This is a genomic window from Halocynthiibacter styelae, from assembly GCF_016123485.1.
Lineage (GTDB): Bacteria > Pseudomonadota > Alphaproteobacteria > Rhodobacterales > Rhodobacteraceae > Halocynthiibacter > Halocynthiibacter styelae.
This window is the reverse complement of the sequence record NZ_JADCKQ010000003.1, coordinates 204417-216881: the sequence shown is the minus strand read 5'-3', so window position 1 is coordinate 216881 and position 12465 is coordinate 204417. Positions and strand designations below refer to the sequence as shown.

At 56.4% G+C, this 12465-nt stretch carries 18 protein-coding genes; 7 read left to right on the top strand and 11 right to left on the bottom strand.

All coding sequences use genetic code 11. From position 1 onward, the window contains the following. Nucleotides 1-34: 34 nt before the first annotated feature. On the top strand, nt 35-427 hold the full coding sequence (locus H1D41_RS05625; protein ID WP_228847968.1) for a DUF983 domain-containing protein: 393 nt from the start codon (nt 35-37) through the stop codon (nt 425-427). 23 nt (nt 428-450) lie between these two features. Next, on the top strand, nt 451-1215 hold the full coding sequence (locus tag H1D41_RS05620; RefSeq protein ID WP_228847967.1) for an NUDIX hydrolase: 765 nt from the start codon (nt 451-453) through the stop codon (nt 1213-1215). Here H1D41_RS05620 and H1D41_RS05615 read toward each other — a convergent pair. Genes H1D41_RS05615 through H1D41_RS05605 form a run of 3 tightly spaced genes read right to left on the bottom strand, consistent with a single transcriptional unit; the run spans nt 1187 to nt 3264 of the window. After that, on the bottom strand, nt 1187-2092 hold the full coding sequence (locus H1D41_RS05615) for a DMT family transporter (RefSeq protein WP_228847966.1): 906 nt from the start codon (nt 2090-2092) through the stop codon (nt 1187-1189). The two genes, H1D41_RS05620 and H1D41_RS05615, sit on opposite strands and share 29 nt — an antisense overlap. A gap of 36 nt (nt 2093-2128) precedes the next feature. Further along, entirely contained in the window at nt 2129-3034 is a 906-nt protein-coding gene (locus H1D41_RS05610) for a fatty acid desaturase (protein WP_228847965.1), read from the bottom strand. Continuing rightward, on the bottom strand, nt 3031-3264 hold the full coding sequence (locus H1D41_RS05605; protein WP_228847964.1) for a DUF2061 domain-containing protein: 234 nt from the start codon (nt 3262-3264) through the stop codon (nt 3031-3033). The genes H1D41_RS05610 and H1D41_RS05605 overlap by 4 nt, the downstream gene beginning before the upstream one ends. Nucleotides 3265-3369: 105 nt before the next feature. Between H1D41_RS05605 and H1D41_RS05600 the strand changes: the two genes are divergently transcribed. Further along, on the top strand, nt 3370-4230 hold the full coding sequence (locus tag H1D41_RS05600; protein WP_228847963.1) for a helix-turn-helix domain-containing protein: 861 nt from the start codon (nt 3370-3372) through the stop codon (nt 4228-4230). A gap of 138 nt (nt 4231-4368) precedes the next feature. Beyond that, the gene (locus H1D41_RS05595) at nt 4369-4674 is read left to right on the top strand and encodes a hypothetical protein (RefSeq protein WP_107497159.1); all 306 of its coding nucleotides are present in this window, start codon (nt 4369-4371) and stop codon (nt 4672-4674) included. On the opposite strand, the gene H1D41_RS05590 is transcribed toward H1D41_RS05595, so the two are convergent. The 4 genes from H1D41_RS05590 to rpmB form a co-directional block, all read right to left on the bottom strand. Then, nucleotides 4659-5108, bottom strand: a complete 450-nt coding sequence (locus H1D41_RS05590; protein ID WP_228847962.1) for a low molecular weight protein-tyrosine-phosphatase — start codon at nt 5106-5108, stop codon at nt 4659-4661. The genes H1D41_RS05595 and H1D41_RS05590 overlap by 16 nt on opposite strands. A 49-nt stretch (nt 5109-5157) precedes the next feature. Further along, on the bottom strand, nt 5158-5667 hold the full coding sequence (locus tag H1D41_RS05585) for a copper chaperone PCu(A)C (RefSeq protein WP_228847961.1): 510 nt from the start codon (nt 5665-5667) through the stop codon (nt 5158-5160). A 49-nt stretch (nt 5668-5716) separates the two neighbouring features. After that, nucleotides 5717-6073: a hypothetical protein gene (locus H1D41_RS05580; protein WP_228847960.1), complete on the bottom strand. Its 357-nt coding sequence runs from the start codon at nt 6071-6073 to the stop codon at nt 5717-5719. Nucleotides 6074-6195: 122 nt separating this feature from the next. After that, on the bottom strand, nt 6196-6483 hold the full coding sequence (gene rpmB, locus H1D41_RS05575) for a 50S ribosomal protein L28 (RefSeq protein ID WP_107497163.1): 288 nt from the start codon (nt 6481-6483) through the stop codon (nt 6196-6198). 319 nt (nt 6484-6802) lie between these two features. Here rpmB and H1D41_RS05570 point away from each other — a divergent pair, with 319 nt between their 5' ends. The 3 genes from H1D41_RS05570 (at nt 6803) to H1D41_RS05560 (ending at nt 9525) form a co-directional block, all read left to right on the top strand. Next, entirely contained in the window at nt 6803-8830 is a 2028-nt protein-coding gene (locus H1D41_RS05570) for an AsmA family protein (protein ID WP_228847959.1), read from the top strand. Nucleotides 8831-8959: 129 nt separating this feature from the next. Beyond that, complete coding sequence (locus H1D41_RS05565) at nt 8960-9220, top strand: hypothetical protein (RefSeq protein WP_228847958.1); 261 nt, start codon at nt 8960-8962, stop codon at nt 9218-9220. Between the two features lie 26 nt (nt 9221-9246). Then, nucleotides 9247-9525: a hypothetical protein gene (locus H1D41_RS05560; RefSeq protein WP_228847957.1), complete on the top strand. Its 279-nt coding sequence runs from the start codon at nt 9247-9249 to the stop codon at nt 9523-9525. A gap of 111 nt (nt 9526-9636) precedes the next feature. Here the strand turns inward: H1D41_RS05560 and H1D41_RS05555 are convergent, their stop codons facing one another. The 4 genes from H1D41_RS05555 to H1D41_RS05540 all read right to left on the bottom strand — a co-directional run bounded on the left by H1D41_RS05555 (nt 9637) and on the right by H1D41_RS05540 (nt 12397). Then, a complete protein-coding gene (locus H1D41_RS05555; RefSeq protein ID WP_228847956.1) occupies nt 9637-10095 on the bottom strand; it encodes a c-type cytochrome in 459 nt (152 codons plus the stop codon). A gap of 40 nt (nt 10096-10135) precedes the next feature. After that, on the bottom strand, nt 10136-10480 hold the full coding sequence (locus H1D41_RS05550; protein WP_228847955.1) for a hypothetical protein: 345 nt from the start codon (nt 10478-10480) through the stop codon (nt 10136-10138). 91 nt (nt 10481-10571) lie between these two features. Then, nucleotides 10572-11174 (bottom strand): nitroreductase family protein, encoded by a 603-nt coding sequence (locus tag H1D41_RS05545; RefSeq protein WP_228847954.1) that lies wholly within the window; start codon nt 11172-11174, stop codon nt 10572-10574. 71 nt (nt 11175-11245) lie between these two features. Next, a complete protein-coding gene (locus tag H1D41_RS05540; RefSeq protein WP_228847953.1) occupies nt 11246-12397 on the bottom strand; it encodes a class II histone deacetylase in 1152 nt (383 codons plus the stop codon). Nucleotides 12398-12465: the final 68 nt, after the last annotated feature.

The following is a 12465-nucleotide window of genomic DNA, read 5'->3' as shown; positions in this document are numbered from 1 at the left end:
GATGCGTCAGCTTAGAGATCCTGAGGAAACGCGAATGACAGATTCAACAAGCATTGCCGATGTCGCAGACGAACGTCCGATCAAGCCCGCCCTGCTGCGTGGCTGGCGTCGTCGTTGCCCCAACTGCGGTTCAGGGCCACTGCTGCAGGGTTATCTGAAGGTACGCGACACCTGCCCCAACTGTGAACAGGAACTGCATCATCACCGCGCAGATGACGGCCCGGCCTATCTGACGATTTTGATTGTCGGCCACCTGATGGTGCCGCTGATCATGTTCGTTTTTGAAACCTTCCGCCCGGAACCTCTGGTGCTTGCCACAATTTTCACCGTGGTCTGTGTTGCAATGTCCCTCTATCTCCTGCCAAGGTTGAAAGGAATTGTAGTCAGCTATCAGTGGGCCAAACGCATGCATGGGTTTGGTGACTGACACCACCTGTGCAGGAGAAGGCAATGACCATCGACAAAACGGCGATTCGCAACGCCTCGACTATCATTCTTGTGCGCCCTGCCCCTGATGGGGATGCGGGGAAGGCCCGGGTTCTGATGGGCCAGCGCGGGGCGAAGGCGGCCTTTATGCCGAATAAATTCGTCTTCCCCGGCGGTGCCGTAGATGCTGAGGATGCTTCGGTGGCTCTGGCCGCCGAAATCCCGGAACCCTGCCGCACCCGCCTGGATGAGGATGCCGACCCCGGTCTTGTCAGCGCATTGCAGGTCGCCGCCGTGCGCGAACTCTGGGAAGAAACCGGCCTTGTTCTTGGTCAGCCTGGTCAGATGGAAAACCCCTCAACTGACTGGCAGACCTATGCAAAAACCGGTTTTGCGCCTTCAGGCGATGCGCTGAAATTTGTATTCCGCGCCATCACGCCACCAGGCCGCCCCCGCCGGTTTGATGCGCGGTTCTTTATGGCGGATGCTTCTGCGCTGCATGGCGACCCTGATGATTTTTCCCACGCCAGTGATGAACTATCTTCACTTCAATGGATCGCCCTGAATGACGCACGCGGCTTTGATCTGCCTTTCATCACCGAAGTCGTTCTGGCAGAACTGCACATCCGCCTGTCCGGTCAGAAGCGTGAACCCGGCGTACCGTTTTTCCGCAATGATGATGAAGAAAGTCTGTTCCTGCGCCTGGGTGGCTCCCGTCCGCTGGATGTTCAGATGGCCGATAACAGTCTGACCGGCCGTTTTACGTCACAAGGATCAGCAGCAGAATAGAAGCGGTGATCAACCCCATCGCCGCCAGTTCCCGTCCACTGGTTTTTTCCTTAAACACCACAAGCCCCGTGATAAAGCTGAACAACAGTTCAATCTGCCCGACCGCTTTCACATAGGCGGCATTTTGCAGCGTGAAGGCTGCGAACCAGCAGAAGCTGCCGATCATCGACGTGATCCCCACAAGCCCGGCCACGCGCCAGTGCCGCAGAACTTTGGTGATCTCGCCACGTTCGCGCCAGGCCAGCCAGACCGCCATAATCAGCGCCTGATAGCTGGCAACAATCGCCAGCGTCGTACCCGCGGACAACACCACATCATCCAGACCAAGTGACCGTGACGCACCACGGTAACCAACAGCCGAGAACGCAAACAAAACACCAGATCCCAGACCCAGCGCAGAGGCGCGGTTAAACAGACGTTGGGACCAGTGCGTGACCTTGCCCTTTGGCGGATCAGACAGCAAAATCACCCCCCAGAAGCCGATGCCAATGGCGATCAGGCCCGGGGTGGTCACGGCCTCGCCCAAAACGATGAATCCCACCAGTGCGGTCTGCACGACTTCGGTTTTCTTAAATGTGATGCCAACAGCAAAGTTGCGTTCCGCAAACAACGCGACGACGCACATAGTTGCCAGGATCTGCGAAAGCCCCCCGATCAGCGCATAAGGCCAGAAAACGGAAGGGATCGCAGGCAGCGCCTGATCACTGATCCGCGCATAAAGAAAGATCAGCACACAGACCAGCGGCGCGGAATAGATAAAACGCGAAAACGTCGCCCCCGCCGTGCTGAAACTGGTCGATTTCAGGTGCTTCTGCAGCATAAAGCGCAGATTTTGCGAAAAGGCGGCGGCGATTGATATCCAGATCCAGGCTTGCATGAACGCTTACTGCCAGCCGCGCTGTTGAATGTCGAGTTAATCCTGGTCTTGCGTCCACAGCGGATGTGGCACCGGGTCTTTGCGGGCGAAGAAATAACGCCGGAAAACCTCACCGTAGGAAGTGTAAAGATAGCCATCATTGCGGGCGAGATAGCGATCTTTATTCTTCCTGTAATAGTCCCACAAACGATACCACGGCACCGCCGGATGCATGTGATGCACCACATGCAGATTGTTGTTGAGAAACAGAAACGCCAATGGCCCCCGGTCTTCAATAATCACGGTGCGGGCACGTGCCCGTTCATGCGCCTGATGTTCCAGGAAGGTGCGGATTTTCAGGATTGAGAACCCAAAATAGGCCGCCAGAAAATACAGGCCTAGCGGCATCTGACCGTATGCGATCAGCCAGGTCAGCACCATGACAACACCCGGAATATGCCAGAGCCAACCCATCAGAACAACGCGATCCCCCGCCCGGATCGCACGCAGATCAGAGGCAGCGAAAAAGATCACTGACAGGCCCGGACCAAAAATCAGACGTCCCGCCAGCGTGTTGTTCATCAACAGGATTTTCTGCTGCCAGGCCGGGCGTTTCGCCCAAATCTCCGGATCCTGAAAGTTGCTTTCCGGGTCATCATAGGGATCGGTCAGAATGGAGTCCTGGTGATGCGCCAGATGGGTATCACGAAAACGCTGATAGGGAATGAACAGGCCAGGCGCTGGGAAAACCGTGGCCTCTGACAAGAAACGGCTGGCGAATGGATGGCCATGCAGAATTTCGTGCTGAAGCGATGAATGCAGAGTGATCGCCAACATCGTCACAACAAACCCCAGCGGCAGCCAGAGCGCCGACAAATATGTCGTGCCCAGGCCCCAGGCCATGTAGCAGAGAATCAGCAGCGACAAAGTCGGCCATTCAACACGGGGCAGATTTTTTTTCATTCCAGGCCTTCTTTCAGGTCTTCGCTTATGGGGATGCGCCCCCAGCTGATCCGGTTCCAGGCCCGTTCAAACAGGATGTAAACGGTAAGCCCGATCAGGGCGTTCACAACCGCCATCGCCCCGCCAACCGCAATGGACCCTGTGAACAGAAATCCAACAACAAGCATCGAAAACAGACCAAGAGCCTGCCAGAGAATTGCTTTTGTCCAGGTGCGTTTCGGGGTGTCCATCAGTTTCCGGATCTTTGTTTCTTTTGTTTTTCCTCGCATGAATTCACGACTTCGGGTATCAGGGGCTTGGTAAACAAAATCCAACAAAGTTGTATTTTTTAAACAATGCAGAATAAAATTGACAAACGTGCCCGCGCCCTGCTGTTTCGCCAGCGTCTGGGCGAAGCCCTGAAACAAACCCAGCTGAACCGCAGCAGCCTGGCGCTGGCTGTGGGCGTGGATCGTTCTACCATTTCGCAGCTTTTGTCCGGTGACGGTCCACGCCTGCCCAATGCTCAGGTGGTCGCGGAATGCGCCTCTGCGCTGGGGGTCTCTGCTGACTGGTTGCTTGGGCTGACAGACCGGCATGAACGCACATCAGACCTGCTGGCGTCTTCAGTTCAGATGACCGCCGCCCCCCGCGCCATGGTTGATGAACAGATCCTTGCCTGGCACCAGGAAGCCGCCGGTTACAAAATCTGCCATGTGCCCGCGACCATGCCGGATGTGCTGAAGACCCGTGAAATGCTGCGTTGGGAATATGCCCCACAACTGGCCCGGACCGCACGTCAGGCGATTGGGGCTGCCGAAGACCGGCTGAATCTGATGCGTCAGAACCTGTGGGATTTTGAAATCGCCATGCCGGTGGATGAACTGACAGCCTTCGCCCGCGCCGAAGGTTATTATCACGGGTTACCCGTAGAACATCGCCTGAACCAGATTGATCACATGCTGGAGCTGCATGAGAGATTTTATCCGAAACTGCGGATCTATCTGTTTGATGCCAAAAAACTGTTTTCCGCACCGGTCACAATCTTCGGCCCCTTGCAGGCGGTGATCTACCTGGGACAAAGCTATCTGGCCTTCCGCGACAAGGAACGGGTAGAATCGATCCGCAACCATTTCGACAGCCTGGTACGGGAAAGCGAATATGACAGCCGGCAACTGGCAGACCGCCTGAAATCGCTGCGTGATTCGATCCGTTAACCAGCGGTATTCGGCCACAGCACCCGGGGCACAAAATCTGGTGGATTGAATTTTCCACAGATCTGATTCATAGTTTCCTCAGATTTTACACATATCCAAGAGGGCAGAAGCCCCGTGGTGTAAGCAAAGAGGCAAGAAATGAACCGTATATTTACCCTGGCGCTTGTCGCCACTGTTACTTCCAGTTCCACCGTTTTCGCGGGCACAATTGAAAACGCCTGCAACCGGTCTGATCGCGATGCCGCAAACCGCCAGCTGTGTGGCTGCATTCAGGATGTTGCTGATCTGACGCTGGAAAATGGCGATCAGCGCATGGCCGCATCTTTCTTTTCTGATCCGCACCGCGCACAGGAAATTCGCCAGTCAGATCGCGCAAGCCATGAAAGCTTCTGGCGCCGTTACAAGAACTTTGGTCAGACGGCTGAAACTTACTGCCGCGGCTGATCTTTCAGCGCATCAACAAAAGCATCGGCGGCCTGCCGGATCAATTCAAAGGCCGCCGGATAATCCCCCGTGTGCCAGGGGTCTGCGATTTCCGACACAGTCGCGCCGGGCATATAATCCATAAAACCTTCCATCTTTGCCGTGGCCCCGATCGGGCGCAGCCTTTTCAATTGCGCCAGAACGTCATAATCCATGGCGATGATCAGATCAAAATCCTTAAAATCACCTGGTGTGATCCGGCGTGCCTGAAGGTCTGACATATCAACACCCTCTGCTTCCACCAGCGCCCGCATCGCAGGCGTCGGCGGCGCAGTCACACGATCTGCCGAGACACCCGCACTGTCGGTTTCAATATGAGGGCAGGTATGACGCACAAGCGCCTGGGCGGCGGGGGAACGGCAGGTGTTTCCGTGACAGACAAAAAGAACGCGCATTTTTCCCCCAAAGAATCAGAGCCCGGCACTGCGAACCCTGAAAGATATATCAGTGGCTGTGACCTTCGTCAGCTTCACCCTCATCACCGTTTTGATCCCCATGGGACATCGCGCCGTGATCGGGCTGACGTTCCAGATCAACCGGGATCTGAACTTCAACCTCACCGGCGTTTTCAAACACCAGCGTTACAGTCACGCTGTCCCCATGGTTCAGGCTTTCGTTCAGCCCCATGAACATCACGTGATCCCCGCCGCGCGCCAGCATATGGGTTTCGCCGGCAGGAATGGCAAAGCCGCCCTCGACCTGGCGCATCTGCATAACGCCATTGTCGCCTTCAATATGGGTATGCAGTTCGGTGCGTTTCGCAACATCAGAGCGCACATCAATCAGGCGATCACCGCTATCACCGTGGTTCATGATCTGCATAAAGGCGGCACCGGCCATCGCAGACGGGCTGGCAGCGCGCGCGTAGGAATCATGCACCATAATGTCCTGGGCAAAAGCAGGGACAGCAGTCAGGGCAAGCGCAGCAGCGCCAAAGAAAGTTTTCAGTTTCATAGTCTTATTCTCTGTTTTCGGGGATAGCCCCCGGAAGGATTGGGAAGGGTTACAGAGAATATTCAGGCGGCCCCCGGGCAGGCACGGCCAGGTGACATGCTGGCTGATAGGACTGCGCGTGAATGGCCGTAAAGCGGACAGCTGTGACACGGGAAGGGCTGCGTACCTCCGGCAGACCTGGGGCCACCAGATCCATGAACGACAGGGCACAATCCGGGCAATAATGCACAGGACCAATGGGCTGATTGTCAGAATCGACGTTGATGACCTTCAGGCCATAACCGGTACAGATCACAATCTGCCCCGCCATCATCGCATGGCCCCGCGCCACAGCCATCTGTGCGCTGGTCACGAAGATCAGCGCAGACAAAAGCCAGGCAAGGGATGTGGTCAGATGCCGTTTCATAGGGGATGTGTAACGGGGTTTTCTGGCAGGGAAAAGCGCGACGCGGGGACGCAGCGATGTTCTGCCAAAGAAAAAGCCCCGCCAGATGGCAGGGCTGATCTCATTCGCATGTCAGCGGGCGCTTATGCAGCAGCCTGTGCCTTTGCGATGTCTTTTTTGATTTTCAGAGCGTTTGCAGACAGCTCAACATCTTTTGCTTTTGCCAGGAACGCGTCCAGACCACCACGGTGATCAACAGTACGCAGCGCTGCAGCAGAGATGCGCAGGCGGAAGCCACGGTCCAGTGTTTCGGACTGCAGAGTAACTTCGTTCAGGTTCGGCAGAAAGCGACGCTTGGTTTTGTTGTTAGCATGGCTGACATTGTTGCCAGACATTGGGCCTTTTCCGGTCAATTCGCAACGGCGTGACATATGTGTCTTCCTTGTCTTCTGGAGGGGCGATCTGCCGCCCGCGATCTGTTAAGGCCGCGGAATCTCCGTGCCCATAAATTCATCTGCTGGCTCTTAATGGGAATCACCGGGGGCGTCAACCGCTCCCTGTGAATTCACAGCATATAAGCCTGCGTCCGGGTGTCATAACAAAGCCGCGGGGCAGAGGAAAGGGCATTTCTGATAACATACACCGAACGGGATAACGGGCGACAGATTGCCGAAGCGGGCCGAACACGCTTGTTCCCCGGTGTGCAGATGCTTAGATTCAAAGGAAATGAATGGTGTAAGGGACGGTTTTATGCGCTGGATTGTCAGGTTTTTCGTGTTTTTGGTTGCGGTCATCGGGATCGCCATTGTCGGGCTTCTTATGATCCCGGGCGAACGGATCGCAAAAATTGCCAAAGAACAGTTTGAGGCTGCCACAGGCCGTCCGATAGAAATTTCTTCTGACGTCAGTACCACGATCTGGCCGGTTCTCGGTGTCCGCACCGGCCGGGTCGAGATCGCCAACGCCCCCTGGTCTGATAATGGCCCGATGCTGGCGGCGGATGAATTGCTGGTCGGCGTAAACGCCCTGTCCCTTCTCAGCGGCAACATCGACATCCGCCGGATCGAAGCCGTCGCCCCCGAAGTTCTGCTCGAAGTTCGCTCCGATGGCACACCGAACTGGGCCTTTGAAGGGGTGACTGCAGCGGAAGGCACATCAACTGGTGGGGACAGCAGCGGTGGCGCAATCCCGGCCTTCACCGTCGGCAAAGGCATTGTGTCGGATGGCTCTGTGCGCTGGCTGGATCACCAGACCGGCACCGATGTTGCCCTGAATGACGTGAACATGGAACTGCGCCTGCCAGACTTTAACGGTGAAGGTTCTGTGCAGCTTGATCTGACGATGAATGGCGTGAAACAGGTGCTGGATGCGAAAATCGCAGAATTCGGCCCCTTCCTGAACGGCGCGGTCACCACCCTGTCTGCCAATTTGTCTGTCGGCGGATCCACTGCGGGCTTTACTGGCCGGGGTGGCTGGCTGCCGCTTTCGCTGGAAGGGCAGGTTAACGCTGACTTTGGTGACATGGCCTCTGTTTACAGAACCGCAGGTCAGACCCCGGCTTCCGTACCGCGTGGGTTTGGGCAGACCATCACTGCAAACGGCAACCTGACCGTGACAGAACAACAGACCATCCATCTGCGCGGCGCAACCCTGACACTGGATCAGAACAGTCTGACTGGTGACATCGACGTGGCCCTGGCCGGGGACCGCCCCGATGTGACCGCAAATCTCACCGCCAATGCCCTGGATTTCTCAAGCCTTGCGGCCTCTTCCAACGGCGCGGCACCCGCCAATGGCGCATCCGGCGGCACAGGCTGGTCCCGCGATGTGATTGACGCATCCTTCCTGTCCACCGCCAATGCGAGTGTGAATTTCAACGCTGAAAGCATTGATCTGGGCACCCTGAAACTTGGCCCGACGCGCACCTCAGCCGAACTAAGCAATTCCCGCATCGAATTCACGATCAACCAGATCGCCGCCTATCAGGGCGCTGTGTCCGGGAACTTTGTGATGAACAACCGCAGCGGCCTGTCCATGGGCGGCAACCTGAACTTCAGCCAGATCGCCCTGCAACCGGCGCTCAGCGATCTTGCTGGTTATGAACGCCTGATTGGCAACGCCGATTTCCAGATGAGCTTCCTCGCCGTCGGCAACAACATGCATGACATTATGAATGGCCTGTCCGGCAGCGGGCGCTTTGCCATTGGTCAGGGCGAATTGCGGGGCCTGGATCTGGCCGGAATGCTGCGTAATCTTGATCTGTCCTTTGAGGGCGAAGGCAAGAAAACGATCTTTAACGAGGCCGGCGCAAGTTTCACCATCGACGGCGGTGTACTGCACAATAATGACCTGGCCCTTGTGGCCGATCGCATCCGTGCGGATGGGGCCGGACAGATTGGTCTTGGCGCACAGACACTGGATTACCGCGTCACCCCTGCCGCCTTCCTGTCCGGCGATGAAAGCCAGGGCATCACCGTGCCGGTGATCATTGAAGGCACCTGGGCCGATCCAAAATTCCGCCCGGACCTTCAGGCGCTGATTGATCAGAACCTGGCTGAGGAAAAAGCCGCGCTGGAAGCCCGCCTGGCCGAAGAACGTGCAGCGGCAGAAGCCCGCCTGCAACAGGAACGCGAAGACCTCGAAGCCCGCGCGGCTGAAAAGCTGGAAGAGGAACTGGGCGTCACTCAGGAAGAAGGCGAAGACCTGCAAGACACATTGCGCCGAGGCCTCGAGAACGAAGCCCGCGACGCCCTGCGCGGCCTCCTCGGCGGCAACTGACACCACCATCCACAAACAAAAACAGGCCGGGCATCCCACCCGGCCTGTTTTGCGTTCATCTGTTGTTGCGCTAATGATACCATTGGCGAACCAGCCGGAAGCGCCGGAGGAGGCAATAGGAGCAATAATGTGATTGAGCACGAAGGCTTGCTGATTATAGTCGGTATGACAACCGTAATTTCCGCAATCATTTTAGCAACCGCAGCAATGAAGATTGCAACCTACTATGCAATCGCCCGCATTATGTTAGTCTCAAGTATACTAGGTAGCATATTTCTTGGAGAGATGCATGTTTCAGGCCGCTATGGAAACCTGTTCTGGCCAACAATAGTTTACTTTGGGGCAATTGCACTCGCGCTGATTGCCGCTTACCGGATCCGCACCAAGTAACGGCAATACACGTATGGGATGCATCGATGATTGAGATAACTCGCGAATATGCAAATTGGATACTAGCCCTGCCCACGGCGCTTATATTTTCAGGTGTACTTCTGGCGGTCTCCAGGATGAAACCTGAGTACCATGTTCTGGTCGGTCGTCTGATGTTAGTGCCTTACGTTGCAGGCATAGTACTACTTGGCGAACTGAATATTACCGGCCAATATGAAGATCTCTGGTGGCCGGGAATAACCTATTTGACTATTTATTTGGTCGTTATCTTTTATTCGTGGCATATTTGGGAAAATAATACGTAAAAGGCAGCACCGGACTAAGCTCCGCTGTAGCATCGCGATCTGGCACAGATCTCGATTCAGCCCACCTTTTTTCCAAACCAGGCCGGGCATCCCACCCGGCCTGGTTTCTGTTCAGCCCCCGGCTTGACGCGCTTCATAGGGTACGCGGACTTCATCGGGCCATTGGGACTGGATGTAATCCAGCACCTCGTTGATTTCCTGATCATTCAGCACGCCTAGGAATCCCGGCATATCTGTCGGGTAGTCCGGGTCTCCAATCATCTCGGCCACGCCGTATTTCGTCAGGTTAAACAGCGTCGCGCGGTCATGGTGCCAGGTATGGCCGGTTTCATCATGGGGTGGCGCGGGCAGACGTCCATCCGGCCCGCGTTCGCGCCAGTTCGCCTGCCCTTCCAGATTGGTGCCGTGACAGGCCGCGCAGAAGGATTGGTACAGTTCCTGCCCGGCGGATGAGCTGGCGGGTTGCGCGACGGTAAGGGGCGGGGTTTGCACCGCACCAGCGTCAGAGCTATCCAGGGTCAGATAAAGTGCCACAGCCGCCAGACTGGCAGAGATTACGATAAGTTTCATATGGAATAGTCCGTTTGTTGTGTGAAGTGAGAGGTGAAGCTCAGATCACACGCGGCGGCCCATGGGGCGGCGGCCCCTCCCACCCGGACAAAAGGGAATGCGCCAGCGGTGTAACATCCCCGGCGTTCAGATGTTCCACCGGGACATTTACCGGTTCCCGCATCACAACACAGATCGCGCAACCCGCCATATCATGCCCTTCTTCCCCGCCTTCACAGCCGGTCACATCAACAACCATCCCGGCCATCTCTGAAGGCAGCGCACAGCCTGGCAGATCAGCCGCACACAGCTGGCTTGCAAAGATCGTCAGAAGAAGTGCGAAGAGAATTCTCATATCCCCGATATAGGTCGGGGTCAGGAAAACGACAAGCGCCCCGAAATGCATCGGAGCGCTGCAAATGTCCCTGGACGCCACTTTAAAGTTTGTAAATTCTGGCCTTCCGGCACTTTAAAGAATTTACATTTTCAGGTCGAAATCAGGCCGACACCCATTCGGTGATCTCTGCCAGATCCGGGCGTTTGCGATCAGACGGCACGGCCCCCTCACTTCCCAGGTGGATATATCCGGCCACATAATCATCGCCCTCAATCCCCAGGCCTTCGCTCAGGAAGCCCTTGTGAAACGCTGTAAATCCGGTCAGCCAGTTGGCGCCCCAGCCGGATGCCTGCGCCGCGTTCAGAAGGTTCATACAGACTGCACCTGCCGACAGATCCTGTTCAATCCGCGGGAAATCATTGCATTCTTTATAAGTGCAAACCACTGCCACAACCAGGTTCGCATTGCCAAAAAAACCGGTGATATTGTCGATCTTTTTCTGTTCAATTCCAGCAGCTTCGCCATATTTCGCAACCAGGGGAGTCAATCGTTGCAGGGCGTCGCGTTCCAGCACAATAAAGCGCCAGGGCACCAGCATTTTGTGATCCGGCGTGCGGGCGGCGGCCTTCAGGATGGTCTCCAGGTCGTCCCGTGACGGCACAGGGGCCTGAAGGCTGCGCACCGGGCGGGAACGCCGCGTCTGCAGAAAGTCCAGCACAGCGTCATTGCGTGTAAGGGGTTTGATTTCGATCTCATCGCTCATCGCGCGTATCCTTTTCACTTCATTGCAGAAAACTGCAACATGTCATCTGGCTGGCTTACCGCTGGCGCTGTTCACTCATCCGCCAGAAGCATCTGAGCCATCTCATCAATCAGCCCTGAAATAAATGCGTCAAAACGACGTGAAGGTTGACGCGCCTTCACTGTCGCGCCCAGGGGATCTTCCACCGTAATGCTGCTGCCCGACAGTTCTTCAATCACCGCATGACCACAGAAGGGCACGTAAGCTTCGGAATAGCCGCCTTCATGCACCAGCAGAAGTTTACCGTCGCACAGCGTCTCGGCGGCCACTTTCACCTGACGTGTCATCAGGCGGAAAGTTTCTGCCGAACAGGACATGCGTGACAGGGGATCCACGGCGGCAGCGTCATAACCACAGGCGACAATGATCACATCGGGGTTATGGGCTGTAATGACGGGCAGAATGATCTTTTCCATCGCCTCAAGATAACTGACATGACCCGGCCCCGGAGGCAGAGGAATATTGATGTTTTTGTTCAGCCCGGCGCCCTTGCCGCGATCGTCCAGATCACCGGTGTCCAGCGGATAGTTATATTCCTGATGGATGGAAATCGTCAGCACATCATCACGCTCATAGTAGATCGCCTCGGTGCCATTGCCGTGGTGCACATCCCAGTCAAGAACCACAACACGTTGCGCCAGCCCTTTCGCCTGTACCGCCTCAATCGCGATGGCGATATTGTTCAGCAGGCAAAACCCATTGGGCCAGTCCGGCAGGCAGTGGTGCCCGGGCGGGCGCGAGAGAGCATAGGCGTTCTGCACCTCACCCCGCATCACCGCTTCAAGCGCGGCCTTCGCCAGCCCGGCTGACAGCGAGGCCAGATCAAAGCCCCCACGCCCAAACGGCGTGCGCAGGCCCAGCTCGCCCCCACCTGTGTCAGACATCTCGCGAAAAGCCGTGACATAGGTTTCGGGGTGCACCCGCAGCAGGTCTTCTTCCGTGGCCGCAGGCGCAGACCGCACATCAAGTTCCGCCAACAGGCCAGACACTTCCAGCAGGTTCTTCAGACGCCGTTTTGTTTCAGGGTTCTCCGGCAAACCACCCGCCGCCAGAGGTTGCACAAAACCGCCCATCGGGCCACCCACAGGCAGGGTCAGCGCATATTGCCCGCCCGTATGCCAGAAACAGCGTTCATCATGGAAAAACCCGGTTTTCGGGAGCCGGTTCTGGGGCTGGCTGGTCATATGCCATATCTCCTGTCAGATTTGCGCCAGACTGGCAAACTGCCCGGGATTTGACCAGAGGAAAGAAC

Excerpts from the sequence above, each read along its gene's own strand:
- H1D41_RS05600 (WP_228847963.1), top strand. The coding sequence starts at position 3,370 with ATGCAGAATAAAATTGACAAACGTGCCCGCGCCCTGCTGTTTCGCCAG.
- H1D41_RS05545 (WP_228847954.1), bottom strand. The coding sequence starts at position 11,174 with ATGAGCGATGAGATCGAAATCAAACCCCTTACACGCAATGACGCTGTG.
- H1D41_RS05620 (WP_228847967.1), top strand. The coding sequence starts at position 451 with ATGACCATCGACAAAACGGCGATTCGCAACGCCTCGACTATCATTCTT.
- H1D41_RS05550 (WP_228847955.1), bottom strand. The coding sequence starts at position 10,480 with ATGCATTTCGGGGCGCTTGTCGTTTTCCTGACCCCGACCTATATCGGG.
- H1D41_RS05555 (WP_228847956.1), bottom strand. The coding sequence starts at position 10,095 with ATGAAACTTATCGTAATCTCTGCCAGTCTGGCGGCTGTGGCACTTTAT.
- H1D41_RS05615 (WP_228847966.1), bottom strand. The coding sequence starts at position 2,092 with ATGCAAGCCTGGATCTGGATATCAATCGCCGCCGCCTTTTCGCAAAAT.
- H1D41_RS05585 (WP_228847961.1), bottom strand. The coding sequence starts at position 5,667 with ATGAAACTGAAAACTTTCTTTGGCGCTGCTGCGCTTGCCCTGACTGCT.
- rpmB (WP_107497163.1), bottom strand. The coding sequence starts at position 6,483 with ATGTCACGCCGTTGCGAATTGACCGGAAAAGGCCCAATGTCTGGCAAC.
- H1D41_RS05605 (WP_228847964.1), bottom strand. The coding sequence starts at position 3,264 with ATGGACACCCCGAAACGCACCTGGACAAAAGCAATTCTCTGGCAGGCT.
- H1D41_RS05610 (WP_228847965.1), bottom strand. The coding sequence starts at position 3,034 with ATGAAAAAAAATCTGCCCCGTGTTGAATGGCCGACTTTGTCGCTGCTG.
- H1D41_RS05590 (WP_228847962.1), bottom strand. The coding sequence starts at position 5,108 with ATGCGCGTTCTTTTTGTCTGTCACGGAAACACCTGCCGTTCCCCCGCC.
- H1D41_RS05580 (WP_228847960.1), bottom strand. The coding sequence starts at position 6,073 with ATGAAACGGCATCTGACCACATCCCTTGCCTGGCTTTTGTCTGCGCTG.
- H1D41_RS05540 (WP_228847953.1), bottom strand. The coding sequence starts at position 12,397 with ATGACCAGCCAGCCCCAGAACCGGCTCCCGAAAACCGGGTTTTTCCAT.
- H1D41_RS05570 (WP_228847959.1), top strand. The coding sequence starts at position 6,803 with ATGCGCTGGATTGTCAGGTTTTTCGTGTTTTTGGTTGCGGTCATCGGG.
- H1D41_RS05625 (WP_228847968.1), top strand. The coding sequence starts at position 35 with ATGACAGATTCAACAAGCATTGCCGATGTCGCAGACGAACGTCCGATC.
- H1D41_RS05595 (WP_107497159.1), top strand. The coding sequence starts at position 4,369 with ATGAACCGTATATTTACCCTGGCGCTTGTCGCCACTGTTACTTCCAGT.
- H1D41_RS05560 (WP_228847957.1), top strand. The coding sequence starts at position 9,247 with ATGATTGAGATAACTCGCGAATATGCAAATTGGATACTAGCCCTGCCC.